This window comes from Streptomyces sp. NPDC048504 (genome assembly GCF_043200035.1).
Taxonomy (GTDB): domain Bacteria; phylum Actinomycetota; class Actinomycetes; order Streptomycetales; family Streptomycetaceae; genus Streptomyces.
The window spans coordinates 63,625-87,869 of record NZ_JBICXA010000021.1; the positions used below are offsets into that span (position 1 = coordinate 63,625).

Here is a 24,245-nt window from a genome sequence, read left to right on the forward strand (position 1 = left end):
GCGTGTCGCCGCCTCCCCCGAGGCGGCGTCGCGTCAGTCCCGCATCATCTCGCGCACCAGCGGCGCGACCTTCGTGCCGTAGAGCTCTATGTTGGTCATCAGGGTGTCGTGGGGCATTCCGGTGATGCCGTACTTCAGGTTGAAGCGGGTCGCGTCGAGGGTCTTGAGGGTGTCCGTGATCTTGCGGGCCACGGTCTCGGGCGATCCGACGTGCAGGGCGCCGCCGGGGCCGACGTCCCGCATGAGGCTCTCGCGGGTCGGGGTGCGGAAGCCGCGCTCCCGCGCCACGCTCGCGATCAGCTGCTGGAAGGCCGGCACGAATTCCTCCACCGCCTGCTCGTCGGTGGCGGCGACATGGCCGGGCGCGTGCACGCCGATGGGCCGCGCGGGGTGGCCGAACTCCGCCAGCGCCCGCCGGAACAGCTGGGAGAACGGGGCGAAGCGGGCCACGTCGCCGCCGATGATCGCCAGCATCAGGGAGAACCCGTACTGGGCGGTGCGGATGACCGACTGGGGGCTGCCGCCGACGCCGATCCAGGTGGGGATCGAGCCCGTCTCGCTGTGCGGGTAGACGGAGATGCCGTCGAGGGCGGCACGGGTGGTGCCGGACCAGGTGACGGGCTTCTCCTTGAGCAGTTCGGCGAAGAGGGCGACCTTCTCCTCGAACAGCTCCTCGTAGTCGTTCAGGTCGTAGCCGAAGAGCGGGAACGACTCGGTGCTCGACCCTCTGCCGAGGATGACCTCGGCGCGGCCCGCGGAGACGCCGTCGAGGGTGGCGTAGCGCTGGAAGACACGGACGGGGTCGTCCGAACTGATCACGGTCACGGCCGAGTTGAGGCGGATGTGCTCGGTGCGCGCGGCGATGGCCGCGAGGACGACGTCGGCTGCCGACAGGGGCATCGACTCGGTGTGGTGCTCGCCGATGCCGAAGTGGTCGACGCCGACCCGGTCGGCGAGGACGCCTTCCTCGACGAGGCGGCGGATGGCCTGGCCGTGGGTCAGCGGGGTGCCCTCGGCGTCGTGCGTGACGTCACCGAAGGTGTCCAGGCCGAGCGTGATGTCGAAGGGGGTGGTCGGGGTGGTCATCTCAAGCTCCTTGGGTCTGCTCGGTGGGTCAGGTGGCGATACGGCGCATCACGCCGAGGAGCCGGGTCAGGTCGTCGGCGTCGACGTGGTCGAGGACGTGGCGCCGGACGCTGGAGAGGTGGGCGGGCCATGCCTCCTGGAGGCGGGCGAGGCCCTGGTCGGTGAGGACGGCGTTCCAGCCGCGGGCGTCCTCGGCGCACCGCTCCCGTCCGACCAGCCCCTGTGTCTCCAGGCGGGTGACGATGCGGGTCATGCCGCTCAGCGAGAGGTTGCAGACGGACGCCAGCTCGCTCATGCGCATGCGCCGGTCCGTGGCCTCGGACAGGTGCATGAGGGTCGTGTACTCGGTCAGCGGCAGGCGCTGCTCGCGCATCATGTCGGCGTCGACGGCCCGGGGCAGCACGAGCATCACCCGCGCGAGTTCGCGCACCAGCTCCTCCTCGTGCGGGCTCATGGGGCGCAGCGGCTGCTCGGGCGTGGTCATGCCACCAGTTTACTTGATTGACGAAACAAGCAAGCGGGCCGACGAGTGCACCCGCCTCTGACCTCGCGTCCTCACCGGACGGGCGGCTCGTCCCCCGTGGTGGTCGCATGGCCGTGATAGCGCAGCAGGAGCATCGCGGCGTCGTCGTGGAGCGGTCCGGCCGTGTGCCGGACCAGGTCCTCGCGCAGGGAGTCCAGGGCGCTCTGCGCGTCGGGTTCCTTCAGCAGGTGCGCCCGCTCGCCCAGCGGATAGAAGGTGCCGTGGTCGTTGCGGGCCTCGGTGACGCCGTCGGTGTACAGCAGCAGTTGCTCGCCCGGCGCGAAGCGCACGGAGAACGGCTTCGGGCTCTCGCTGCCCTGGGCGCCGCCCAGGCCGAGCGGCGGGGCGTAGGAGGGCGGGACCGGGAAGTCGGCCGTGCCGTTGCGCCGTACGACCATCGGGGGCGGGTGGCCGTAGTTGAGGAAGAGCACCTCGTGGTCCGTGCCGATCTCGGCGAGGACGGCGGTCACGAACTTCTCGTCGGACAGCACCCGGGAGACGCTGCGTTCCAGGCGTTCGCCGAGCCCGACCAGGTCGGGTTCGTCGTGCGCGGCCTCGCGGAACGCGCCGAGCACCACGGCGGCCGTCTCGACGGCGGCGAGCCCCTTGCCCTGCACGTCACCGACGATGACGCGCACGCCGTGCGGGGAGGCGACCACTTCGTACAGGTCGCCGCCGATGCGTGCTTCCGCGACGGCCGAGGTGTACGACACCGCCGCCTGGAGGGGTCCTGCGGTCAGGGGCACGGGTCGTAGAAGAACTCGTTGCGCGACCTCCGCGATGGAGCGCACGCTGGCGAGTTCGGCCTCGCGGCGGCCGCGCATCACGGCGGCGGCGATGCCCGCGCCGGTCACACCCACCACCGACACCATCGCCAGGAAGCCCCGGCGTTCCTGGAACAGGCCGTCGTAGAGACCGAGTCCGACGCACAGGGCGAGCGCGGCCGCGCCGAACCACGCGGTACGGCGCCAGCCGCCGACCAGTCCGGCGAAGGCCGGGCCGAGGGAGGCCAGCGGGAGGAAGCCGAGGCCCGGACCCGTGACGAGGTCTCCGACCGCGACCACCGCCATCACCGCGGCGGGCAGCCAGGTCAGCACGGAGAGACTGCGCTGCGGCTTCGCTGCGGCCATGGTCGACTCCAAGGGCGTCGCGGCTTTCGGGGGCCGCCTTCCGCGGGGACCCCTCCCCCACCTTTGGACATCGCAAGGCTGCCAGGCAATCCCCCCGGCGTGCCCGGCGCTTTACCCAATTGAGTCCGAGAGCGGACATTTCCTGATCGACGACAACCAACTGGCGCCGCCTGGTTGCCGATCACGGACTCAGGGCAAGTGAAGTGTGTAGGACCGGCCGCGCAAGATCTGCGGCGGCCCCGGTGCGGTGGCGCCGCGGGGATACCGGGTTGTCCTAGGAGGGGAAGTGATTCGCCATGCGTACGCATCGGCGTACCCATAGGCGTTCCGTACGCGTGGAGTACCTGCTGCCCGACAAGGCCGCGTCGGCGGGCCAGGCACGGAAGCTGACCTCGGAGTTCCTCGCGCGGTCGCGCCATCAGCTGGCACGGGTGGACGCGGAGCAGATCGACGACGCGACGCTGATCGTGTCCGAACTCGTCGCCAACGCGACCGAGCACGGCCTCGGCGAGTGCCGGCTGCGCCTCCAACTGTCCGACGAGCGCGTCACGGTCGAGGTCTACGACGACAATCCGGCCCCGCCGCGCGTGCGGCCGATGACGGTCGAGGGTGAGAGCGGACGTGGCCTGGCCATGGTCCGCTGCCTGGCCCACCGGCTCGACGTCACCCCGCTCACCGGGGGCGGCAAGCGGGTGCGGGCGATCCTGGCGATCTGACCCGGCCTCGCGCCGAGTCGCTCAGCCGACGACCAGCGGCGGTACGACGGGCACCTCCGGCGCGGCGTCGATGTCTGCCTGCGTCATCCGGAACTCGGCGGGGTACGCCTCGCGCCGGGTGCGGCGGTCGGGTTCGGTGGTGCGCCACATGTAGAGGCAGCGGACGCATTGGAGTACGTCCCACACGCCGGGGACCGGCGAGGCGGTCACGGTGTCGACCGTGTCGTGGGCGCAGCGGGGGCAGATCATGCGGGTGACTCCTGACGTCGGTGCGCTGAGCGTTCAGCGGGCTTCAGTGGGCTTCAGCGGGCGGCGATGAGGGCGCGCAGCCGGTCGGCCCACGCGGACGTCTCGGGCAGGTCCCGTACCGGGGTGTCGAAGTGGCCCCGGTTGTCCGGTGCGACCGGGGTCGTCGCGTCGATGATCATCTTGCTGGTGATTCCCGGGGTGTTGGCGGCCGGCGCCAGTGCCATGACCGACAGGTTGGGGACGATGACCACGTCGTCCTGGGGGTTCACCTTCGCGGACATCGCCCACATCACCTGGGGCAGGTCGAAGGGGTCGACGTCCTCGTCCACGACGATGACCTGCGTGACGTAGCCGAGGCCGTGGGGTGTGGTCATCGCGCGCATGCCAACCGCCTTGGCGAAACCGCCGTAGCGCTTCTTCGTCGAGACGATCACCGCGAGGCCGTGGGTGTACATGGCGTTGACGGCCTGCACCTCGGGGAACTCGGCGCGGAGTTGCTTGAGGAGGGGGACGCAGGTGTTGGGGCCGACGAGGTAGTCGACCTCGGTCCACGGCATGCCGAGGTAGAGGGACTCGAAGACCGGGTCCGTGCGGTAGGAGACGCGGTCGACACGGATCGTCGGCATGCGTCGGCCGCCGGAGTAGTGGCCGGTGAACTCGCCGAAGGGGCCCTCGATTTGGCGCTTACGGCTCTCAACCACGCCTTCGATGACGACCTCTGAACCCCAGGGGACGTCGAAGCCGGTGAGCGGGGCGGTGGCGATGGGGGCGGGGGCTCCGCGCAGGGCGCCGGCCATCTCGTACTCGGACTGGTCGTAGCCCATCGGCATGCCGGCGACGATCGTGATGACCGGGTCGTTGCCGAGGGTGATCGCGATGGGCAGGTCCTCACCCGACTCCTCGGCGGCTTGGAGGTGTTGGGCCACGTCGTGCATGGGGACCGGCTGGAAGGCGAGGCGGTCGCAGCCGATGACCTCGATGCGGTACGTGCCGACGTTCTGCTTGCCGAAGTGGTCCGGGTCGCGCGGGTCGCGGGAGACCACGGCGGCCTTGTCGAGGTAGAAACCGCCGTCGCCGTCATTGAGCCGGAACAGCGGGAGGACCTTGAACAGGTCGATGTCGGCGCCCTGTTGGGCGTTCTCCCGCCAGGGCGCGTCCTCGCGGCGCTCCGGTACGACCGGGAAGGCGTCCCAGCGGCGGGCGAACTCCTCGACCTGCTCACGCACGGAGGTGTCCGGGGGCAGTCCGAGGGCGAGGGCGTGGTTGCGCCAGGAGCCGTGGACGTTCATCGCGATCCGGGCGTCCGTGAAGCCCTTGACGTTGTCGAAGTAGAGAGCGGGGGCGCCTTCGCCGATGCGTCCGGCCGCGTTGGCGGCGGCGGCCAAGTCCGGTTCGGGGAAGACCTGTTCGGTGATCCGCAGCAGCTGGTTCTCCTTGTCGAGGGTGTCCAGGAAGCTGCGGAGGTCGTCGTAGGGCATGGGGGCTCCGTACGTGAAGAGGCGTGTGGTGCAGGCGTGTTGGGCGCCTGGGATGTCTCGGGTGGCGTCTCAGGCGGCGGGTTGGATGCGGGCGTCGCGCGCGGGTCGCATGCCCTCCCAGCGCTTGGCGGCGGGGGCGGGCAGGTCGAGCTGGTCGAGGACGCGGGACGTGATGTGGGTGACGATGTCGTCGACCGTGGCGGGGTGGTTGTAGAAGGCGGGCATCGGCGGCACGATCCGGACGCCCTTGCGCGCGAGGTCGAGCATGTTCTCCAGGTGGATCTCGCTCAGGGGCGTCTCGCGCGGTACGAGGACCAGCGGGCGGCGTTCCTTGAGGATCACGTCGGCGGCCCGTCCGATCAGTCCGTCGGCGTAGCCGGTGCGGATGCCGGCCAGGGTCTTCATGGAGCAGGGCACGATCACCATGCCGTCGGTGCGGAACGACCCGGAGGCGATGGTGGCCCCCTGGTCCTCGGGGCTGTGGACCACGTCGGCCAGCTCGGCGACCTCACGGGCGGTGCGTCCCGTCTCCAGCTCGACGGTGGTCCGGGCCCAGCGGCTGAGGACGAGATGGGTCTCCACCTCGGGCAGCTCGGCGAGCTGCTCCAGCAGCCGGACACCGAGGACGGCGCCGGTCGCTCCGGTCATCCCCACGATCAGTCGCACGTCGTCAGCTCCTTGCCCGATCCGGTCTCTGCTCTTTCGACCGTAGGAGCGGTTCGGTGCCCGACAAGGGTAGGCTCGGGACTCGCTATGGGAAAAAGCGGTCAGCCTGACATCACGGACGTGCCGTACCGCCCGTCGCTCGGTGTGCCCATCGGCATGGACGTCGTGGGCTTCACGGAGCTGCTGGCGCGCGGCGAGCGTCGCGGCATCGACCTGTCGGCGCCGCAGCGGCCGGACTTCCACCACCTGATCCATGTCACCGAGGGCACACTGCGCCACCGGGTGGACTTCACGGACTGCACGGTCGAGGAGGGCGGCTGGCTGTGGGTGAGCTCGGGGCAGGTGCACCAGTACGTCCCCGCCGACCTGACGACGGCCCACGGCACGATCGTCATCTGGCAGCCCGGCTTCGTCCCAGCCGATCCCCCCTTCGACCAGTCGCCCCTGCTCCCGTCGGGCCCGCACGCGCGAGCCGCCCGCCTGACGCTCCGTCACCTCACGCACGAATACGCCGACTTGGCCTCACTCCCCCTCGACGCCCACCTCCAGACGCTCCGCATGCTCCTCTCCGTCCTGCTGCTCCGCCTCTCGCACGTGCGCCCGGACCCGGTGTCGTCCGCCCCGGCCGACGACACGTTCCGCCGTTACAGTGCCGCGCTGGAACGCGACTTCCGCACCAGCCACCAAGTCGCCGACTACGCGGCCGCCTTGGGCTACAGCCCGCGCACCCTCACCCGGGCGACCCTCGCGGCGACCGGCACGACCGCCAAGCAGTACCTCGACGCCCGCGTCCTCCTGGAGGCCAAGCGCCTCCTCGTCCACACCGACGCGACGGCGGCGGACGTCTCCCGCACGCTCGGCTTCGGCGAGCCGACCGACTTCGCGAAGTTCTTCCGCAAGCGGGAGGGTCGTACGCCGCTGGAGTTCCGGGCGGTGGCACGCGGGCAGAGATGAGTCACCCGAGCAACTGGAGGTGGGCATGCGGGAGTTCCAGCCTGGTGAGACCGCCGTACGGCGTGATGTGTTCCGGCGGAAGGTGTGGAGCGCCCATGCGTTACGGGTCGTCGAGGACACCGCCGAGGCGCTGGTTCTGGGGTGCCGGCCGGGCGCGGAGTCGTTGGCCCCGACGACCTGGATCGAATCGCTCCTCACCGGCGACGAGACCGCCCGACTGCGCGCCCTGCGGAACCTGGCCGACGGCAACTGGCATCTCGGCCACTGGACTTGGCGGGACACAGCCCATCTCCAATGGGTGCCGCCCGACAGATGGTTCAGCGTCAACGCGTTCTTCGAGGCCACGGGAGACGGCCGACTCACGCACTGGTACGTCAACTTCCAGCATCCGATGCGCCGCACACCCATCGGCTTCGACACCTTCGACCTGCTGCTGGACCTTGTGGTCGCGCCCGACCTGTCGCGGTGGGACTGGAAGGACGAGGACGAGTACGCGCACGGGCGGCGGCTGGGAGTGGTGAGCGAGGCCGATCACCGGGCGGTGGAGAAGGCTCGCGAGGAGGCGGTCGCGATGATCGAGGGGGGTGACGGACCGTTCGCCGCGGAACGGGGGGTGGGGAAGTGGCGCTACGAACCTCACTGGCCCGACCCTCAACTGCCCACCGGTGTCCTGGACTTGGGCTAGTCGGTACCGCCCAGGTCTCCTGACGGGCCGATACGCACCGGCAGTTCGCTCAGACCCCTAAGCAGCGTGCTCGTTCGCCAGGTCAGTGTCGCGGGGTCGGTGGCGAGGGCGAGGTCCGGGCAGTGGTGCAGGAGGAGGCGTACGGCGATGGCAGCCTCCGTGCGAGCGAGGGGTGCTCCCAGACAGTGGTGGAGGCCATGGCCGAAGGCGAGGTGCCCGGGCCCTTGGCGCTGCAGGTGGAAGCGGTCGGGTTCGGGGAAGTGGAGGGGATCACGGGAGGCCGCGGCCAGGGAGATCTGTACCGCGTCCCCGGCCGGTATGCGGGTGCCGGCGAGCTCCAGGGACTCGGCCGCGAAACGGAACGCGGTGGCGTGCACGGGCGAGTAGTGGCGCAGCGCCTCCTCCACGGCGGCACCGGCCAAGTCCGGTTCGGAACGCAGGAGTTCAAACTGATCGGGGTGGGTGAGCAGGGCGTGGACGGTCGCGGAGATCAGATTGACGGTCGTCTCGTGCCCGGCGACGAGCAGGAGGAAGGCCATCCCGAGGAGTTCCTCGGAGGTGAGGGCCGACTCGGCGGCGGGTTCACGGGCCGCGTCGACCAGATCACCGAGCAGGTCGGCCTGTTGCGTGCCGCGCTTCTGGTGGATCAACTCGGCCAGGTAACCGCCCAGAGCGGCGGCGGCCGAGGCACCCGACTCGGGCGAGGCGGGCATGACGAGCTCGTCAGACCAGGCGTGGAACACCGTACGGTCGGCGACGGGCACCCCGAACAGATCGCAGATCACCGTGACGGGCAGCGGCAGGGAGTACCGGCTCACCAGGTCCGCCGTCCCGCGCGCCGGCAGCTCGGAGAGCAGATCGACGGCGATCTCCACGATGCGCGGCCGGAGGGCGGCGATCCGCGCGGGCGTGAACTGACCCGCGACCAGCCGCCGTAGGCGCGTGTGGTCCGGCGGATCGGTCTGCAGCATGTTCCGGCCGAGGGCGTGGCCGCCGTCGTCCTGCCAGGTCGAGGAGTACCGGATGTCGTTGCGCAGGCGCGGGTCGGTCAGCGCGGCACGGGCCGCGTCCCGCGTGACGACCAGCCAGGCCTCCCCGCTGCCCGGCACCAGAACCCGGTGCACGGGCCCGCGCTCGCGCAGGGCCGCGTAGACGAGGTGAGGATCGGCGGCCAGGTCGAGGCCGTCGGGGGTCAGGTCCTGCAGCGTGGGTGCCGTCACGGCACTCCTTTCGATGGTCACCGGGGACGTGCGGGCGTGATCGGTCGGTACGGCACGTGCCACAGCCCGCGCGACGACCGGCCCGCCGGAACGCAGGGCCTTGCCGTCACCCGCCGTCGCGCCACACGGCGTGCACCGCGTGCGCGAGTGCCGTCGCCTGGGCGTGGCCGGCCCGGGCGGCCGCTGGGCGACGAGCGTCGGCGGTAAGGTCGCGGCCCATTGCGTGTCGGGCCGCGCGATCGGGGGTCAGGAGGGTGATCTCGGCTCCCTGGGCGGCGAGTTGGGCCGCCTGCTGCTGGGCGCTGGGGTGCGGGCCGACGGCGGTCGGGATCGGTGCGACGGCCAGGATGTGGTGATGGTCGGCGGCCAGGTGGAGATTGGCGGTCGTGCGGCTGCCGCCGTCGATCCAGCGGCGGCCCGCGGCCGTGACGGGCGGCGAGACGAGGGGGACGGCGCAGCTCGCGGCGACCGCTTCGAGGAGGGGGACTTTCGAGTCGGCGTCGAATGTCTCCAGGGCCCCGGTCGTGGCGTCGACCGCAGCGATCCGCAGGGCGCGGTCGGGCCAGTCCCGGGCGCCGCGCAGCAACGTGCCGACCGCGTCGAGGAGTTCGGACTCGGGTCCGGTGCGTGCGCCGAGGGCGGCACGGCCGAGCCGTTCTACGGAGCGCTGCGGATCGCGGGATCCCAGCGCCGCCCACAGGAAGCGCATCGTCTGGACCGTGGTGACCCTCAGCTCCACCTTGTCGGCGCGGGTCACCTGACGTTCGTACGACTCCTGCGGCGCCTCGCCGGTCGCGAGCCGGGCGCCGAAGATCGCGCCCGCGGAGGTGCCGATGATCACGTCGGCTCGGTCGAGGTCGACACCGGCCTCCGCGAGACCCGCGAGCACCCCGGTCATCCACGCCCCGCCGACGGGCCCACCACCGCCCAGGACCAGTGCCCTGCCATGCATGACGCCACCCCCTCGTCGCCAAAGTGGGGACTGCTCCCCACTTGATGGATCGACGATAGCATCACTACCGGGGAGCACTCCCCACCAGCTCGGAGGACGATGATGACGGGCCCGAACGACGCGACGGCACCTGCGCGACGCCGCGATGCGCGGCGCAATCGGGAGTTGCTGATCGAGGCCGCTCACGCCGTCTTCACCGAGCAGGGGCTGCACGCGCCGATCGACGTGATCGCCCGCCGCGCAGGCATCGGCAACGCCACGCTGTACCGGCACTTCCCCACCCGCGCCGCGTTGGTGGACGCGGTCTTCCGCGACCTGCTCACCGACACGATGACCGTGGGCGAGCAGGCGCGTGCCGCCGAGGACGCGTGGGCCGGTCTGACCGGTTACCTGGAGACCGTCTTCGCCGGTCTGGCCGCCGACCGCGGCACCAACGACCTCATGACCACCCACCTCGACGGCGTCGAATCGCTCCAGGCCGTGCACGCCCACAACCGGCACACCGTGGAACTGCTGCTGAGCCGCGGCCGCGACCAGGGCACGATCCGTGCGGATGTCACCCCGGAGGACGTCCTGTTCGCCCTCGCCGCCCTGGGCCGCACCGTCCCGTCCCTCACGGCGGCCGCCGGCCCCGACGCCTGGCGCCGCCCCCTCGCACTCCTTCTCGACGGCCTGCGCGCCACCCCCGCTACAACCCCGCTCCCCTCCCCCGCCCTCACCGCGACCCAGCTCAACGACACGCTGCAGGGCCTCGGACCGCGCAACTGAGCTGATCTCGGCGCGAGTTCGGCGGTGGAGACCGGTCTACGGCCGCGTGCCGCCCGCAGTTGGACCCTGCCCCCGAACAGGACCGGCGCCCCACAACCGACCAACTCACCCCGAAGGCCGCTGCCCACAGGGGAGTTGACACCCAGACAGCACGCTGCCCGGCGCAGAAGACCGATCCGTCGGTCCTCCAGCGCCGGGCAGCACACCCCGTACGTTCAGCCCACCGAGGTCAGGACTCGACCCCCGCGTCCTCCAACGCGCCGACCTGCTCGGCCTTCTCCTCGGTCGGCACGGCTGCCCGTACCGACGGGATCGCCGCCGCGACCAGCGCCGCCAGCAGGGCGACGCCGCCGCCGATGATGAGGCCCGTGCGGAAGCCGCCCTCGGAGGTGAAGGTGTAGCCGCCCGCCGTGGTGGTCATCTGGGCGAGGACCACGCCGATCACCGCGGCGCCGATCGAGGTGCCGAGGGAGCGCATCAGAGTGTTGAAGCCGTTCGCCGCGGCGGTCTCGGAGAGCGGGACCGAGCTCATGATGAGGGCGGGCATCGCGCCGTAGGCGAGGCCGACGCCGCTGTTGATGACGATGCAGACGAGCATCAGACCCCAGGCGGAGCTCATCAGGCCCATCGACAGGGCGTAGCCGACGGTGATGACCAGGACGCCGCTGATCAGGGTGAACTTCGGGCCGCGGGCGTTGGTGAGCTTTCCGCCGAGCGGGGAGACGATCATCATCATGATGCCGCCGGGCGCCATCCACAGGCCGGACGCGAGCAGCGACTGGCCCAGGCCGTAGCCGGTGGCCTCGGGGAACTGGAGCAGCTGCGGGACGACCAGCATGCTGGAGTACATGCCGACGCCGACGAAGACCGAGGCGATGTTGGTGATCAGGACCCGGGGCCGGGCCGTCGTACGGAGGTCGATCAGCGGGTCGGCCGTGCGCAGCTCCCACACGCCCCAGGCCAGGAAGGCCACGATCGCGACGGCGAACAGGCCCAGCACGGTGGCCGAACCCCAGCCCCAGTCGGCACCCTTGGAGATGCCGAGGAGCAGGCAGACGAGGCCGACGGCGAGGCCGAGGGCGCCGGGTGCGTCGAAGCGCTGGCCCTTCGCGGCGGCCGGTACGTCCGGGATCAGGAACCAGATCAGCGTGGCGACGACCGCGGCGAGAGCGGCCGAACCCCAGAACAGGGCACGCCAGTCGGCGTACTGCGCGATGGCCGCGGCGATCGGAAGGCCGAGCCCGCCGCCGATGCCCATGGAGGCGCTGACCAGCGCGATGGAGGGGCTCAGTCGCTCCTGCGGGACCACGTCCCGCAGGAGGGCGATGCCGAGGGGGACCATGCCCATGCCCATGCCCTGCAGACCGCGTCCGACGATCATCGGGACGACGGAGGAGGAGAGCGCGCAGACCACCGAGCCCACGATCAGCGGGACGGAGCAGGCGAGCAGCATGCGGCGCTTGCCCAGCAGGTCACCGAGGCGGCCGACGACCGGCACACAGACCGCGGCCACCAGCAGCGTGGCGGTGATCACCCACGCGGCGTTCGAGGACGAGGTGTGCAGCATCTCCGGCAGATCGGCGATGAGCGGCGTGACCAGCGTCTGCATGATCGCCGCGGTGGTGCCGGCGAAGGCCAGCGTGGCGATCACGCCGCCTGCGCGGGCTGAAGGCTGGGGGGCGTCCATGACGGGACTCCTCGGCATGTCTGTTCAGTCGGGACGTGAAGGAATGTGCATCGTACACATCGTATGTATCAGCCATGTGATGGGGATGATGCATACCGTCGTGCGAGGATGGGCCGGTTCGCCCCGGAGCGCAGGACATGGCGGCGGCATCGGCAGGAAGCAGGAGGCAGCGGACCGATGGACAGGCGCACGCGCGAGGTCGAGTACGAGCAGATGCTTCTCAGTCGGCACGGGTTGCTCGCGCAGAAGGGCGGGCGCCGCAAGGACGGTGTACTGGAGCGCAGCGCCTACATCCTGTTGAGCCGGATCCGCGTCCAAGGACCCATGTCCATCGGGGAGTTGAGCGACGCCTTCGGTCTCGACACGTCCACCCTCAACCGGCAGACGGCGGCCGCCATGCGGTCCGGTCTGGTGGAGCGCATCCCCGATCCGCAGGGCGGCATGGCCCGCAAGTTCCGCATCACGGACCTGGGCGCGCGGATGCTCGACGAGGAGCGCGAGGGTCTCGTCCGGTCCCTGGACCAGATCATGGACGACTGGTCGGACGAGGACATCGACGCCTTCGCGGCTTTTCTACGACGCTTCAACACCGACATCGAGCGGATCGGCGGGCGTCCCTGGCCACGGCCGTGAGCCCCGCCCCGTGACAACTCACGGGGCGGGGCGGTCAGTTCACGCCGGACGTGTCTGTGTCAGGAGGAGCGGCGGGCGCGGCCGGCCGCGTAGACCCCGCCGGCGCCCAGGGCGATGACCAGGGCAGCGCCGCCCGCTATGAGGCCGACCGGTGCGCTGGAACCGGTCTCCGCCAGCGGCTGGTTGCCACCGTTCGGCGTCGCCTTCGGTGTGGGCGAGGGCGACGACTTCAGCGGCGGGACGTGCGCGGAGGTGGGAGGCGTCGTCGACGGCTTGGGGCTGGCCGGCGGGGTCGACTCCTCGGCGGGAGGCGTGCTGCCGGCCGGGGTCGACGGCGTCACGGGCGGCGCCGAGGCGGGCTGCGTCGGCGTCGGGGTGGGCGAGTCCGGAGTGCTCGGGGTGCACTCCTTGTCGCCACCGTTCCAGGCCGCGATGAGGTGGTACGGCGTCATGATGTTGTCCGGCTCGTACGGCAGGGGGCCGTGGCCCTCGCCCGTGCCGCCGTCGTAGGTGACGTCGTCGCCGTACAGGTCGATCTGGCCGTAGCAGTCAGGTGACTTGACCTTCAGCTGCTGCCAGGTCTTCTGGGCGTCGCTCGCGCCGGCGACGTCCTTGGCGGTGAGGTAGACCGTGGCCTTGTCGACCATGGTCTGGTGGCCGGAGTTGTACCAGTTGGGGCCCTCGGCGGTGTACTCGGCGAGGGAGACGGGGTACTTGCAGCTGTCCCCGACGCTCTGGTCGGGAGCCAGCCGGACCTCGACGGTGCCGGGGACGGTGTCCCACTGGAGGAACCCGCCCTGCGAGGTCCAGTCCGCGCCTACAACGTTTCCATCGGCACCGACGATGCGGTACTGCACGGTGGCGGACTGGCACGCGTCGGCGTCGGTGGCGCTCGCCGGGCCGGCCGCGAGCACGGGCGCGGCGGCCGCGACGAACGCGGTGGCGGCGAGGGCGGACAGTGATCTGAGGTGTTGCGAACGTGACAAAGTGAGCCTCGACGATGGGTTAAAGGTGTGGGAGGTGGCAGAACGCGAACGGCGGGCACACGAAAGTCAACGATCGATGGCATGCGCTACCGGACCGCTCGCATCGCCTCGCTCAGCGTAGGCACAGCGAAGCAAGCTGAATTCTTGCCACCTTTCACAACTCCCGTCAATCCTTCACCAGTTGGCCACAGGTCAAGATCAGGGCATCACCGCGAGCAGATGCCAGCGGAGGCCCTCCAACTCGACGTAGAGACCGGGGTCGGCCAGTTCGTCGCCGTCCCGGTCGAAGGTCAAGTCGCCGAGCAGTTCGGTGAGTTGGCGGGACCCGCCGCGCAGGTCGGTCCACGGGAGGCGGACCCGGCCCTGGGCCGGGTGTTCGGAGAGGTTGACGACGACGAGGTGGCGGCTGGAATCCGTCGTCCAGGACCAGGCGATCAGGTTCTCGTGAGTGGGGTTGTCGGGCCAGCCCGTGCAGTCGAGCAGCTGCCACTCCCCTCCTGTGCGCATGCCGGAGGAGGCGACGGCGGCGAGCAACTGGTGGTGGAACGCGAGGAGTTCCTTGTCGACGGGCTCCTCCGGCCGGCGGGAGAGGAAGACCGGCGGGCGTACCCGTCGCCCCTCGAACTGGCCCTCGTGCCAGAGCGTCGCGCCCGGCAGGGTCGCGATGGTGACGGCCGCCGCCCGTTCCCGCTCGGGCGACAGGGTGGCGGCGGCCCGGGGTTCGTCGTGGTTCTCCAGGAAGCGGACCAGGCCGCGCTGGTAGCGGACGTCGGCCCACAGATGACCGTGTACGGAATCGGCACCCTCGTGCAGCAGCCTGTCGTAGAGGCGTTTGTCGTAGCAGTGGTCGAACCCCTGTTGCTGCAGGGCCCATTCGAGGTCCCAGTACGCCTCGGCGACGAAGAGGAAGTCGGGGTGGCGCTCGCGGACCTTCGGGATCGTGTACGGCCAGAAGTCCTCGGCCGGTGCCGTGCCGGCCCGTTCGCCCCAGGTCTTCGCGAAGACGTCGGTCATCAGCAGCATGGCCATGTCGCAGCGCACACCGTCGGCCTGGTCGGCGATCGAGGCCAGGGTGTCGACCGCCGCCGTGCGCAACTCGTCGCTGAAGGCGTTGAGTTGGACGACGTCCGGCCAGGGCGCGAAGTACGGGTCGCGGCCACGGGCGAAGACCTTGCCGCCCGCTTCCAGGAAGGCGGCGGGGTCGCGGGACAGGTCGTCCTGGGTGCCCTGGACGAGGCAGCCGGGGCGTTCGGTCAGCCAGGGGTGGTCGGGGGCCACGTGGTTGGGGACGTAGTCGAGGATCAACCGGACGCCACGGGCGGCCAGTTGGGCGCGGGCCGCCGCCAGCCCCTCCGGGCCGCCGAGGGACGCGTCGACGACGTAGTTCCGGACGCAGTACGGCGATCCGGCCACGTCCTCCGGGCGGAGGTCGGGCAAGGCCTCCCGGAACGACGCCTGGAGCGAGGTGTCGCGCAGCGCGATCTCCAGTCCGGCCGGGCTGCGTTCCCACACGCCCATGAGCCAGACGGCGTCGACGCCCGGGAGGGCGACCTCGTCCCAGGCGGGCGCGGGCACCTCGCCGAGGGTGACGGTGCGGCCGTAGCGGCTGCTCAACTCCCCCAGCCAGATCAGGGTGTTGATCTCGTAGATCACCGGATGCTCGGGCCAGGCGGTCATGACAGGGGCTCCTCTCGGTCGCCGGTCGGGCGGAGGCTCTCGCGGCCCCGGGCCGACCACTCCTGGTCGCCCAGGGTGTGGAAGAGGGTGGCGGTGACCGCGGACAGGCCGGTCCAGCCGGTCTGGTGGGAGGCGCCGAGGCCGGCGCCGTTGTCGCCGTGGAAGTACTCGTAGAAGAGGATCAGGTCCTTCCAGTGCGGGTCCTTGGCGAACTTGGCCTGGGCGCCGTGCACCGGACGGTGTCCGTCGGCGTCGCTGAGGAAGGTGGCGGTGAGCCGGTCGGAGATCTCGCGGGCGACCTCGTAGAGCGTGAGCCGGCGGCCCGATCCCGTGGGGCACTCGACGGTGAACTCGGCGCCGTGGAAGGCGTGCAGGTTGAGGAGGGCACGGATCAGGAGCAGGTTGACCGGGAACCACACGGGGCCGCGCCAGTTGGAGTTGCCGCCGAACATCCCGGAGTCGGACTCGGCGGGCAGATAGCCGACGCCGTACGTCTCCCCGTGCACCTCGAAGGTGTACGGCTGCTCGGCGTGGTGGCGGGACAGCGAGCGGATGCCGTGCGGGCCGAGGAACTCGCCCTCGTCGAGCATCCGGGACAGGATGCGCCGCAGCCGGTCCTCGCCGAACAGGGCGAACAGATACCGGCCGTCGGCGTTCGGCCCCATCGCCTCGTGCGAAGAGATCGTGGCCTCCACGGCCGGATGGCGCTCTATGAACTCCAGTGCTCCGGCGACCAGTTCGGGGAAGCGCCGGTCCGCCCAGCCGCCGACCAGGCTGGTGGCCGCGAGGGGGATCAGTCCGACGAGCGAACGGACCTTGAGCCGGGTCGCCGTGCCGTCGGGCAGCCGCAGCACGTCGTAGAAGAAGCCGTCCTCCTCGTCCCACAGGCTCGCGTTGTCGGCGCCGATGCGGTTCATGGCGACGGCGATCCACGCGAAGTGCTCGAACAGGGACTGCGCCTGCTCGATGTAGACGGGGTTGTCGACGGCCAGCTCTATGGCGATCTCAAGGAGGTTCTGGCAGTACAGCGCCATCCATGCCGTGCCGTCCGCCTGGTCGAGGTGGCCGCCGGTGGGGAGCGGGGCGCTGCGGTCGAAGACGCCGATGTTGTCGAGGCCGAGGAAGCCGCCCTGGAAGACGTTGTTGCCGTCGGTGTCCTTGCGGTTGAGCCACCAGCTGAAGTTCTTCATCAGCTTGTGGAAGGCGTTCTCCAGGAAGGCGCGGTCGGCCTTGCCGGTGCGGTGTTTCTCCAACTCGTAGAGGAACAGGGTCGCCCAGGCGTGCACGGGCGGGTTGACGTCCCCGAAGTTCCATTCGTAGGCCGGGATCTGGCCGTTGGGGTGGAGGTAGAGGCGGCGCAGCAGCAGGTCCAACTGGCCCTTGGCGAAGGTGAGATCGACCATCGACAGGGCGACGGTGTGGAAGGCGAGGTCCCAGGCCGCGAACCACGGGTACTCCCAGGTGTCCGGCATCGACATGATCTCGTCGTTGACCATGTGGTACCAGTTGCTGTTCCGCACCCGGGGGTCGGAGGCGAGCGGGTCGACGCCGTGCTCGGAGAGCCAGCGCTCGACGTCGAGGTAGTAGTACTGCTTGCTCCACAGCATCCCGGCCAACGCCTGCCGCACCAGCCGCCGTTCGTCGGCCGACGAGTCGGCGGAGGTGATGCCGTCGTAGAACTCGTCCGCCTCCGCGCGCCGTTGGGTCATGACGGTGTCGAAGTCGCCGGTCCAGTCGGGCAGTTCGGTGGCGGTGAGGCGCAGGCGGACGGTGGCGCTCTGGCCGCCCGGGATGGTCAGTACATGGTGGACGGCGGCCTTGGTGCCGGTCCGGTCGGGGTTGACGGCTCCGGCCTCGCCGCCGACGACATACCGGTCGATGCCGTCCTTGACGTACGGGGAGGAGTTCGAACTGCCGAAGATCTTCTCGTTGTTGGTGTCGTTCTCGGTGAACAGGGTCTCCGCGTCCGCGTCGCAGTACAGCCGGCGCGGGCCCAGCTCCTCGTGATCGGCGCGGAGTCGGCCGCCGGACTCCTGCTGGATGGACGGTACGGCGGTGCCGCCGGCCCAGGACCAGGTGTGCCGGAACCACAGGGTCGGCAGCAGGTGCAGAGGTGCCTCGTCCGGGCCGCGGTTGTGCGCGGTGATCTCGATCAGCAGGTCCTCGGGGCCCGCCTTGGCGTACTCGACGAACACGTCGAAGTAGCGGTCCTCGTCGAAGATGCCGGTGTCGAGAAGTTCGTACTCGAAGTCGCCTCGCCCCCGTGCCTGGTTGGTGGCCTTGAGGTCCTCGTACGGGAACTCCGACTGCGGGTATTTGTAGAGGTACTTCATGTACGAGTGCGTGGGCGTGCTGTCGAGGTAGAAGTAGTACTCCTTGACGTCCTCGCCGTGGTTTCCCTCGGAGTTGGTGAGGCCGAACATCCGCTCCTTGAGGATCGGGTCGCGGCCGTTCCACAGCGCGAGCGCGAAGCACAGCCGCTGCTTGTCGTCGCTGACGCCCGCGATGCCGTCCTCGCCCCAGCGGTAGGCGCGCGAGCGTGCCTGGTCGTGGGTGAAGTACGACCAGGCGTCACCGCTGTGGCTGTAGTCCTCCCGGACGGTCCCCCACTGGCGCTCGCTCAGATAGGGACCCCAACGGCGCCAGGGCACCCCGGAATCGTCGGCCTCGGCCAGCCGTCGCCGCTCGGCATCCGGCGTGTCACCGCTCGTCCCCATCGTGTGTCCTCCTCGTGGCCCGGCACCTTCCCCAAGACTCCGGTGTCCGGCGCGTGACGGCAACGGATACAGGCCCGGCCATGCGGATGGCCCCCTCTCGTTCATCTCCGGGTCCGGACGGAGCGCTGATCCCCGGTTCGGGTGGAGCGCGCGAGGACCACGGCGACGGCCAGCAGCAATGCCGCCGTCGCCGCGACCGGCGCCACCAGGAACGCCCCGGCGCTGCCGTGGCTGTCGGCCAGGAACCCGGCCAGCGCCTGCCCGGTCGCGGTGCCGAGCGGGCCGCCCGCACACAGGATGGTCAGGGCGACGGTCGCCCGGTCGGCGGGTGCGAGGCGTTCGGTGAGGGCGTAGAGGCTGATCAGGTACGGAGCCACTGTCACCCCGGCGACGGCCATCGCGGCGGGAAGCGCGTGTCCCCTCTCCCCGGCCAGCAGGGTGAGCGCGCCCAGCAGCAGCGTCGCGGCGAAGGTCACGTACCGCTGACGGAGGGTGAAGCGCGCGGGGAGCCAGGCGCAGGCGGCTCCTGCCAGGGCGCTGCCGATGCCGAAGACGGCGTAGAGGAGTCCGGCGCTGCCCGGGTGCCCGCTCTCATTCGAGTACGCGGTGACACCGGTCTGTACGGCGCCGAATATCGTGCCCATCGCGGCCATCGCGAGGAACATCGCGGCAAGTGGCAGGCGCCGCAGGGGAGTTCGTGCCGTGTGCGTGCTCTGCCGGTGTTCGGTGCTCCCCTGGGTCAGGGACAGGGCGAAGGGCAGGGTGGCCAGGACGAGGAGGGCGATGGCGGCCAGGGTCGGCGCTGTCGGGCCGAGGGCGGTGAGCAGTCCGACGAGCGCGGGTCCGGCGACGAAACTGATCTCGTCGGCGGTCGCCTCGTACGAGAAGGCGGTCGGTATGAGGTCGGGCCGGGCGCGGGCGTGCAGCAGACGTGACCAGTGGACGCGTACCAGGGGGCCGACCGGGGGTTGGGTGAGTCCGGACAGGGCCGCGGCTGTCAGCATGCTCGCGCGGCCGGTGTGGCTCGCCGCGACGAGGGCGGTCAGGGCAGCGGCGTTGGCGAGTGCGGTGACCGTCCCGATGAGGCGGTGGCCGTGCCGGTCGGCCAGGGTTCCGGCGATGGGGGCGCCGAGCGCGTTGGCGATGCCCTGGACCGCCGCGGCGAGTCCGGCGAAGGCGTAGCTGCCGGAGGCGGACCGGACGAGGACGAGCGTCGCGAGCGACGAGGTGGCATAGGGAAGGCGGGCCAGAAAGCCCAGTGGGAAGAATGCCGCGCCGGGCACACGCAGCAGGGATCGGTACGCCATCGGCGTCTCCAATGAGCACGTCGGAGAGACGCGCTACCCCGGCCTCCGACGCGTTGACGATCCCTGTACTGCCGTGCAGCCTAGCGAGCGAACGGGCCCGTCACCAGACCGTTTCAGTCCCTTGCGTGATCACCGAAGGCGGTGACTGACAGGAAGCGGACGGGGAGTTCGACCAGTTCCTGGGGGCCGTGCGCGCCCTCGCCGTCGAGTTGGAGGGCGTCGCCGGGGCGCATCGTGTAGGCCGCCTCTCCATGGCCGTAGACCATGACGCCTTCGAGCATGAACAGCAGCTCGGTGCCGGGGTGTTGGAAGAGGGGGAAGACCTCGCTGGACTCGGTGAGGGTGACCAGGACGGCTTCCATGCGTTTGTGGGGGCCGCGCAGGGCGCCGAGGAGTTCGTAGAGGTGGCTGACCCGGCTGCCGCGGCGGATGATCTGGGCGCCGTGACCGGCGGGGACGTAGACGGCCTCGCGCTCGGTGTCGACGCCGCGGAAGAGGGCCGTGACCGGCACGTTCAGGCCGGTGGCGAGGCGGCCGAGAGTGGTGAGGCTGCAGGACGTGTTCGCGTTCTCGATCTTGGAGAGCATCGCTTTCGAGATGCCGACCCGGGCCGCCATCTCCGCCACCGACAGACCGGCCGCGATCCGGTAGCGGCGCACCTGGCGGGCGATCGCGGTCTCCAAGTCCACTGGCCCGTCGGCCTGTTCGGGGGTGATCTCCCGGTCGGGCAGCGCGGTTGCCCGGTCGTCTTGGTCGGTGCCCATGTCGGTCATTCTGCCTGATGGGCGTGTGTCTGCCGGGAGTTGCGTGTCCGGGGGCTCCGGCCGAGCGCGAAGCGTGGGTGGGGCTCGGTACGGCCCAGGGCGAGGTCGGCGGCCATCCTGCCGATGAGTGGCGTGAACTTGGCGCCGTGGCCCGAGCACGGGGAGACGACGACGAACGGGCCGGTCCGGTCGAGCACGAAGTCCTCGTCGGGGGTGGTGGTGTAGAGGCAGCTGGCCTCGGCGACAGGGGTGGGGTCGAGTCCCGGCAAGGTGCGTGCCACCCACGCGGTGACCTTGTCGCGGGAGGCGGGGTCGATGGTGCCGGTGCGGGTGTCGGCGGTGGTGGGGGCGCCCTCGTCGTGCTGGGCGACCTTGAACGCCGGTAGTGGTCCGCCGTCGCTGCCGGACGGGAGGCCGTAGAGGCTCAGCTCGTCCTTGTGGACGAAGACGGGCCAGGTGGTCGCCCCCGGGTCACGGCGGCGGAAGTGGAAGACCTGCTGCTGGGTCACCCGGAGGGGCGGGAGGGGTGTCAATATGCCCAGCGGGGCGGCGAGTCGGGGCAGCCAGGCGCCGGACGCGATCGCGACCGTGTCTGCGACGACAGTGGGGCCTTCCGAACTCAGGGCAACGCGGCCGTCGTTGCGGGTCTCCGCGCCGGTGACGCGCACGCCGGTGAGGACGCGGGCGCCCAGCTCGGCGGCCCGGTGTACGGCGGCGGCAACCGTCGCGTCGGCGTCGACCGTCCCCGCGTCCGGATGGTGGAGCACGGGACCGCCGAAGCGGAACTGCGGCCAGCGCTCCGTCGCTTCGGCCGCGGTCAGCAGTTCGTGCGGTACGGCGGCTGCCGCCAGGATGTCCGCGATGCCCTCCGGGTCGCGGCTCGCGCCGAAGTCCAATCCCCCGGTGAGGCGCAGCAGTTGGGTGCCTGTGTCGCGCTCCAGCTCCTGCCAGAGTTCGCGGGCCTCGCCGGTCAGGCGGACGTAGAGGGGGTCGGCGTAGGCGCGGCGGTAGATGCGGGAACTGCCGTGGGAGCTGCCGTACTTGTGGCCGATGTCGTACGCCTCGATGAGCGTGACCTCGTGACCCTGCCGGGCGAGTTGCCAGGCCGTGGCCGCGCCCATCAGGCCTGCTCCTACGACGGCGATCACAGGGCGGCTCGGGAGGTGCCGGGGATCCAGTCGGTGCCGGCGAGGGGGACGCGGGCCATGGCGGCCGACTCGATGGTGAGGGCGACCAGGTCCTCGGGTTCCAGGTGGTGGAGGTGGGCCTTGCCGCAGGCGCGGGCGAGGGTCTGGGCCTCCATGGTGAGGACGCGGAGGTAGTTGGCGAGCCGGCGGCCGCCTTCGACCGGGTCGAGACGGGCGGCGAGTTCCTCGTCCTGGGTGGAGATGCCGGCCGGGTCGCGGCCGTCCTGGAAGTCGTCGAAGTAGCCTGCCGCTGAACCGAGTTGACGGTACTCGGCGTCGTGGCGGGGATGGTTGTCGCCGAGGGCGATCAGGGCGGCGGTGCCGATGGCGACCGCGTCCGCGCCGAGCGCGATGGCCTTGGCGACGTCGGCGCCGGTGCGGATGCCGCCGGAGACGATGAGTTGGACCTCGCGATGGACGCCGAGTTCCCGAAGTGCCTGAACCGCCTGGGGAATCGCGGCGAGAGTGGGGATGCCGACGTGTTCGATGAACACCTCCTGGGTGGCGGCGGTGCCGCCCTGCATGCCGTCGACGACCACGACGTCGGCGCCGGCGTGGACGGCGAGCTTCACGTCGTAATAGGTGCGTGTCGCGCCGACCTTGACGTAGATCGGCTTCTCCCAGTCGGTGATCTCGCGGAGTTCGCCGATCTTGATGGTGAGGTCGTCGGGGCCGGTCCAGTCGGGGTGACGGCAGGCGCTGCGCTGGTCCACGCCGACCGGAAGGGTGCGCATCCCGGCCACGCGGTCGGTGATCTTCTGGCCGAGCAGCATGCCTCCGCCGCCGGGCTTGGCGCCCTGGCCGAGGACCACTTCAATGGCGTCGGCCTTGCGGAGGTCGTCGGGGTTCATGCCGTAGCGGGACGGCAGGTACTGGTGGACGAGGTGCTTGGACTGGCCGCGTTCCTCCGGGGTCATGCCGCCGTCGCCGGTGGTGGTGGAGGTGCCGGCCGCGCTCGCCCCGCGCCCGAGCGCCTCCTTGGCGTTCGCGGACAGCGCGCCGAAGCTCATGCCGGCGATGGTGACCGGGATGTCCAGGTGCAGTGGGTACTTGGCGTTGCGCGCGCCGAGGACGACGTCCGTGTCACAGCGCTCGCGGTAACCCTCAAGCGGGTAGCGGGACATGCTGGCGCCGAGGAAGAGCAGGTCGTCGAAGTGCGGGAGGGGTCGCTTCGCGCCCCAGCCCCGGATGTCGTAGACGCCGGTCGCGGCGGCCCGTTGGATGGCGTGGATGGTGGCGCGGTCGAAGGTGGCCGACTCGCGCAGGCCGCGGGATGCGAAGTCCATGAAAGGTGCAACTCCCTCAGTACGCCGTCGAGTTGTCGATCGTGAAGTGGTACAGCTGCCGGGCCGAGCCGTAGCGGCGGAAGTCGGCGGGGTCCTCGTCGAACTCCGCCGCCTTCAGCAACTCGGCCAGTTCCACGAGGTGTTCGTCCCGCATCTCCTTCTCCACGCAGTCGGCACCGAGGGTCTTGACCGTGCCCTTGACGTAGATGCGGGCCTCGTAGAGGGAGTCGCCGAGGGCGTCACCCGCGTCGCCGCAGACCACGAGTCGTCCCGCCTGCCCCATGAACGCGCTCATGTGGCCGACGTTCCCGCCGACGACGATGTCCACGCCCTTCATCGAAATACCGCACCGGGCTGCCGCGTTGCCCTCGATCACCACCAGCCCGCCGTGTGCGGTGGCCCCGGCGGACTGGGAGGCGTCGCCGCGCACCCGGACCGTGCCGGACATCATGTTCTCGGCGACACCGACTCCGGCGTTGCCGTGCACGGTGACCGTGGCGCGCTGGTTCATGCCCGCGCAGTAGTAGCCGACGTGGCCCTCGATGTCGACGGTCACCTCGTCCTTGAGACCGCAGGCGACGCTGTGGGCGCCTCGGGGGTTCAACACCCGCCAGGCCGGTGCCGGTTGGGGGGCGTGGAGTGCCTGGTTGAGATCGCGGACGGTGGAGGCCGCGAGGTCGGCGATCTCCACCCCGGTCAGCGCTGCCATACGTACACCTCTTCCGGCTCGGGTTCGAAGATGCGGGCGTTCTCGATGCCCGGCAGGACGTCCAGGGCCCGGTACTCGGAGGCCATCGCCACCCAGGCGTCGGTCTCGGCGACCAGCGCGGGCTTGCAGGCGATGGCGTCGCGGACGACCGCGAAGGAGTCGGTGGTGGAGACGAGCAATGTGTAGAAGCCGTCGAAGCGTTCGCACAGCAGCCGCAGTGCCTTCTCCAGGTCGGCGCCCCGTTCGAGGTGGTGGGCGACGAAGCGGGCGCCGACCTCGGAGTCGTTCTCACTGTCGAACTCCACGCCCTGGGACCGGAGTTCACGTCGGATGGTGGCGTGGTTGGCGAACGACCCGTTGTGGACCAGGCATTGGCCGGGGCCGACGGAGAAGGGGTGCGCGCCTTCGGGGGTGACGGCCGATTCCGTGGCCATCCGGGTGTGACCGACGCCCTGGTAGCCGGTCACTCCGGCGAGCCCGAACGACTCGGCCAACTGGACCGGATTTCCGGTGCCCTTGAGTACGGCGAAGCCCTCCCCCGAGCCGATGACGGTGGCTTGCGGCAGCGCGGTGGCGATGATGGCGAGCAACTCGGGAACCGGCGAGTCCGCGTGAACGACCGTCGTGGCGTCGGCGGAGACAACCACCGTGTCCGGCAAGGCCGTTGACGCCTCCTTCGGGGTGACTCCCAGCAGCGAGACGACGGCGCGCCCGGGCGGTGACAGGCGCGGGTCGCCGTAGACCGCTACGCCCGCCGAGTCCGGGCCGCGTTCGACGACTTGGCCCAGCATGGCGGTGAGCAGTTCGCCGAGCCGGGGTTCGAGGGAGGGCTCACGCAGATGGAGCCCGACGATTCCGCACATGC

At 70.7% G+C, this 24,245-nt stretch carries 23 protein-coding genes; 5 read left to right on the forward strand and 18 right to left on the reverse strand.

Going from position 1 to position 24,245, the window contains the following annotated elements; all coding sequences use genetic code 11:
- Positions 1–33: 33 nt before the first annotated feature.
- The 3 genes from ACGFY9_RS40630 to ACGFY9_RS40640 form a co-directional block, all read right to left on the reverse strand.
- On the reverse strand, positions 34–1,086 hold the full coding sequence (locus tag ACGFY9_RS40630; RefSeq protein WP_393762883.1) for an LLM class flavin-dependent oxidoreductase: 1,053 nt from the start codon (positions 1,084–1,086) through the stop codon (positions 34–36).
- Between the two features lie 28 nt (positions 1,087–1,114).
- Complete coding sequence (locus ACGFY9_RS40635; RefSeq protein ID WP_393762885.1) at positions 1,115–1,570, reverse strand: MarR family winged helix-turn-helix transcriptional regulator; 456 nt, start codon at positions 1,568–1,570, stop codon at positions 1,115–1,117.
- A gap of 71 nt (positions 1,571–1,641) precedes the next feature.
- Entirely contained in the window at positions 1,642–2,739 is a 1,098-nt protein-coding gene (locus tag ACGFY9_RS40640) for a PP2C family protein-serine/threonine phosphatase (protein ID WP_393762887.1), read from the reverse strand.
- Positions 2,740–3,035: 296 nt separating this feature from the next.
- On the opposite strand from ACGFY9_RS40640, the gene ACGFY9_RS40645 reads away from it, so the two are divergent.
- Positions 3,036–3,455, forward strand: a complete 420-nt coding sequence (locus ACGFY9_RS40645; protein ID WP_393762889.1) for an ATP-binding protein — start codon at positions 3,036–3,038, stop codon at positions 3,453–3,455.
- A gap of 21 nt (positions 3,456–3,476) precedes the next feature.
- On the opposite strand, the gene ACGFY9_RS40650 is transcribed toward ACGFY9_RS40645, so the two are convergent.
- From ACGFY9_RS40650 to ACGFY9_RS40660, 3 genes are all read right to left on the reverse strand, one after another.
- The gene (locus tag ACGFY9_RS40650; protein WP_393762891.1) at positions 3,477–3,704 is read right to left on the reverse strand and encodes a non-oxidative hydroxyarylic acid decarboxylases subunit D; all 228 of its coding nucleotides are present in this window, start codon (positions 3,702–3,704) and stop codon (positions 3,477–3,479) included.
- Between the two features lie 53 nt (positions 3,705–3,757).
- Entirely contained in the window at positions 3,758–5,182 is a 1,425-nt protein-coding gene (locus ACGFY9_RS40655) for a non-oxidative hydroxyarylic acid decarboxylases subunit C (protein WP_393762893.1), read from the reverse strand.
- A 69-nt stretch (positions 5,183–5,251) separates the two neighbouring features.
- On the reverse strand, positions 5,252–5,848 hold the full coding sequence (locus tag ACGFY9_RS40660) for a non-oxidative hydroxyarylic acid decarboxylases subunit B (RefSeq protein WP_393762895.1): 597 nt from the start codon (positions 5,846–5,848) through the stop codon (positions 5,252–5,254).
- 120 nt (positions 5,849–5,968) lie between these two features.
- On the opposite strand from ACGFY9_RS40660, the gene ACGFY9_RS40665 reads away from it, so the two are divergent.
- Entirely contained in the window at positions 5,969–6,802 is an 834-nt protein-coding gene (locus ACGFY9_RS40665; RefSeq protein WP_393762897.1) for a helix-turn-helix domain-containing protein, read from the forward strand.
- A 25-nt stretch (positions 6,803–6,827) separates the two neighbouring features.
- Positions 6,828–7,487 carry a DUF402 domain-containing protein gene (locus ACGFY9_RS40670; protein WP_393762899.1) on the forward strand — a complete coding sequence of 220 codons (660 nt, stop codon included), beginning with the start codon at positions 6,828–6,830 and terminating at the stop codon, positions 7,485–7,487.
- Here ACGFY9_RS40670 and ACGFY9_RS40675 read toward each other — a convergent pair.
- Together ACGFY9_RS40675 and ACGFY9_RS40680 are read right to left on the reverse strand one after the other, a co-directional pair.
- Complete coding sequence (locus ACGFY9_RS40675; RefSeq protein ID WP_393762901.1) at positions 7,484–8,707, reverse strand: cytochrome P450; 1,224 nt, start codon at positions 8,705–8,707, stop codon at positions 7,484–7,486. The two genes, ACGFY9_RS40670 and ACGFY9_RS40675, sit on opposite strands and share 4 nt — an antisense overlap.
- Before the next feature lie 106 nt (positions 8,708–8,813).
- On the reverse strand, positions 8,814–9,659 hold the full coding sequence (locus ACGFY9_RS40680; RefSeq protein WP_393762902.1) for a patatin-like phospholipase family protein: 846 nt from the start codon (positions 9,657–9,659) through the stop codon (positions 8,814–8,816).
- Between the two features lie 99 nt (positions 9,660–9,758).
- Between ACGFY9_RS40680 and ACGFY9_RS40685 the strand changes: the two genes are divergently transcribed.
- On the forward strand, positions 9,759–10,427 hold the full coding sequence (locus tag ACGFY9_RS40685) for a TetR/AcrR family transcriptional regulator (RefSeq protein ID WP_393762904.1): 669 nt from the start codon (positions 9,759–9,761) through the stop codon (positions 10,425–10,427).
- 229 nt (positions 10,428–10,656) lie between these two features.
- Here the strand turns inward: ACGFY9_RS40685 and ACGFY9_RS40690 are convergent, their stop codons facing one another.
- Complete coding sequence (locus ACGFY9_RS40690) at positions 10,657–12,114, reverse strand: MFS transporter (RefSeq protein ID WP_393762906.1); 1,458 nt, start codon at positions 12,112–12,114, stop codon at positions 10,657–10,659.
- A gap of 177 nt (positions 12,115–12,291) precedes the next feature.
- Here ACGFY9_RS40690 and ACGFY9_RS40695 point away from each other — a divergent pair, with 177 nt between their 5' ends.
- Positions 12,292–12,747, forward strand: coding sequence for a MarR family transcriptional regulator (locus ACGFY9_RS40695; protein ID WP_329242549.1), 456 nt, complete (start codon positions 12,292–12,294; stop codon positions 12,745–12,747).
- Positions 12,748–12,806: 59 nt separating this feature from the next.
- Here ACGFY9_RS40695 and ACGFY9_RS40700 read toward each other — a convergent pair whose 3' ends face one another.
- The 9 genes from ACGFY9_RS40700 to ACGFY9_RS40740 all read right to left on the reverse strand — a co-directional run bounded on the left by ACGFY9_RS40700 (position 12,807) and on the right by ACGFY9_RS40740 (position 24,243).
- Positions 12,807–13,733 (reverse strand): hypothetical protein, encoded by a 927-nt coding sequence (locus ACGFY9_RS40700; protein WP_393762908.1) that lies wholly within the window; start codon positions 13,731–13,733, stop codon positions 12,807–12,809.
- A gap of 198 nt (positions 13,734–13,931) precedes the next feature.
- A complete protein-coding gene (locus ACGFY9_RS40705; protein WP_393762910.1) occupies positions 13,932–15,410 on the reverse strand; it encodes an alpha-amylase in 1,479 nt (492 codons plus the stop codon).
- Complete coding sequence (locus ACGFY9_RS40710; RefSeq protein WP_393762912.1) at positions 15,407–18,127, reverse strand: glucosidase; 2,721 nt, start codon at positions 18,125–18,127, stop codon at positions 15,407–15,409. Before ACGFY9_RS40710 ends, ACGFY9_RS40705 begins: the two co-directional genes overlap by 4 nt.
- Before the next feature lie 101 nt (positions 18,128–18,228).
- Entirely contained in the window at positions 18,229–19,434 is a 1,206-nt protein-coding gene (locus ACGFY9_RS40715; protein ID WP_393762914.1) for an MFS transporter, read from the reverse strand.
- A 113-nt stretch (positions 19,435–19,547) separates the two neighbouring features.
- A complete protein-coding gene (locus tag ACGFY9_RS40720) occupies positions 19,548–20,198 on the reverse strand; it encodes a helix-turn-helix domain-containing protein (RefSeq protein ID WP_393762916.1) in 651 nt (216 codons plus the stop codon).
- Between the two features lie 5 nt (positions 20,199–20,203).
- Complete coding sequence (locus ACGFY9_RS40725) at positions 20,204–21,346, reverse strand: FAD-dependent oxidoreductase (protein WP_393762918.1); 1,143 nt, start codon at positions 21,344–21,346, stop codon at positions 20,204–20,206.
- Complete coding sequence (locus ACGFY9_RS40730) at positions 21,343–22,671, reverse strand: FMN-binding glutamate synthase family protein (RefSeq protein ID WP_393762920.1); 1,329 nt, start codon at positions 22,669–22,671, stop codon at positions 21,343–21,345. Before ACGFY9_RS40730 ends, ACGFY9_RS40725 begins: the two co-directional genes overlap by 4 nt.
- Before the next feature lie 16 nt (positions 22,672–22,687).
- A complete protein-coding gene (locus ACGFY9_RS40735) occupies positions 22,688–23,380 on the reverse strand; it encodes a glutamate synthase (RefSeq protein WP_393762922.1) in 693 nt (230 codons plus the stop codon).
- Positions 23,368–24,243: a glutamine amidotransferase gene (locus ACGFY9_RS40740; RefSeq protein WP_393762924.1), complete on the reverse strand. Its 876-nt coding sequence runs from the start codon at positions 24,241–24,243 to the stop codon at positions 23,368–23,370. Before ACGFY9_RS40740 ends, ACGFY9_RS40735 begins: the two co-directional genes overlap by 13 nt.
- Positions 24,244–24,245: the final 2 nt, after the last annotated feature.

Coding starts and splice junctions, on each gene's coding strand:
- ACGFY9_RS40630 (WP_393762883.1), bottom strand. CDS start 1,086: ATGACCACCCCGACCACCCCCTTCGACATCACGCTCGGCCTGGACACC.
- ACGFY9_RS40635 (WP_393762885.1), bottom strand. CDS start 1,570: ATGACCACGCCCGAGCAGCCGCTGCGCCCCATGAGCCCGCACGAGGAG.
- ACGFY9_RS40640 (WP_393762887.1), bottom strand. CDS start 2,739: ATGGCCGCAGCGAAGCCGCAGCGCAGTCTCTCCGTGCTGACCTGGCTG.
- ACGFY9_RS40645 (WP_393762889.1), top strand. CDS start 3,036: ATGCGTACGCATCGGCGTACCCATAGGCGTTCCGTACGCGTGGAGTAC.
- ACGFY9_RS40650 (WP_393762891.1), bottom strand. CDS start 3,704: ATGATCTGCCCCCGCTGCGCCCACGACACGGTCGACACCGTGACCGCC.
- ACGFY9_RS40655 (WP_393762893.1), bottom strand. CDS start 5,182: ATGCCCTACGACGACCTCCGCAGCTTCCTGGACACCCTCGACAAGGAG.
- ACGFY9_RS40670 (WP_393762899.1), top strand. CDS start 6,828: ATGCGGGAGTTCCAGCCTGGTGAGACCGCCGTACGGCGTGATGTGTTC.
- ACGFY9_RS40680 (WP_393762902.1), bottom strand. CDS start 9,659: ATGCATGGCAGGGCACTGGTCCTGGGCGGTGGTGGGCCCGTCGGCGGG.
- ACGFY9_RS40685 (WP_393762904.1), top strand. CDS start 9,759: ATGATGACGGGCCCGAACGACGCGACGGCACCTGCGCGACGCCGCGAT.
- ACGFY9_RS40690 (WP_393762906.1), bottom strand. CDS start 12,114: ATGGACGCCCCCCAGCCTTCAGCCCGCGCAGGCGGCGTGATCGCCACG.
- ACGFY9_RS40695 (WP_329242549.1), top strand. CDS start 12,292: ATGGACAGGCGCACGCGCGAGGTCGAGTACGAGCAGATGCTTCTCAGT.
- ACGFY9_RS40705 (WP_393762910.1), bottom strand. CDS start 15,410: ATGACCGCCTGGCCCGAGCATCCGGTGATCTACGAGATCAACACCCTG.
- ACGFY9_RS40710 (WP_393762912.1), bottom strand. CDS start 18,127: ATGGGGACGAGCGGTGACACGCCGGATGCCGAGCGGCGACGGCTGGCC.
- ACGFY9_RS40715 (WP_393762914.1), bottom strand. CDS start 19,434: ATGGCGTACCGATCCCTGCTGCGTGTGCCCGGCGCGGCATTCTTCCCA.
- ACGFY9_RS40720 (WP_393762916.1), bottom strand. CDS start 20,198: ATGGGCACCGACCAAGACGACCGGGCAACCGCGCTGCCCGACCGGGAG.
- ACGFY9_RS40730 (WP_393762920.1), bottom strand. CDS start 22,671: ATGGACTTCGCATCCCGCGGCCTGCGCGAGTCGGCCACCTTCGACCGC.
- ACGFY9_RS40735 (WP_393762922.1), bottom strand. CDS start 23,380: ATGGCAGCGCTGACCGGGGTGGAGATCGCCGACCTCGCGGCCTCCACC.
- ACGFY9_RS40740 (WP_393762924.1), bottom strand. CDS start 24,243: ATGTGCGGAATCGTCGGGCTCCATCTGCGTGAGCCCTCCCTCGAACCC.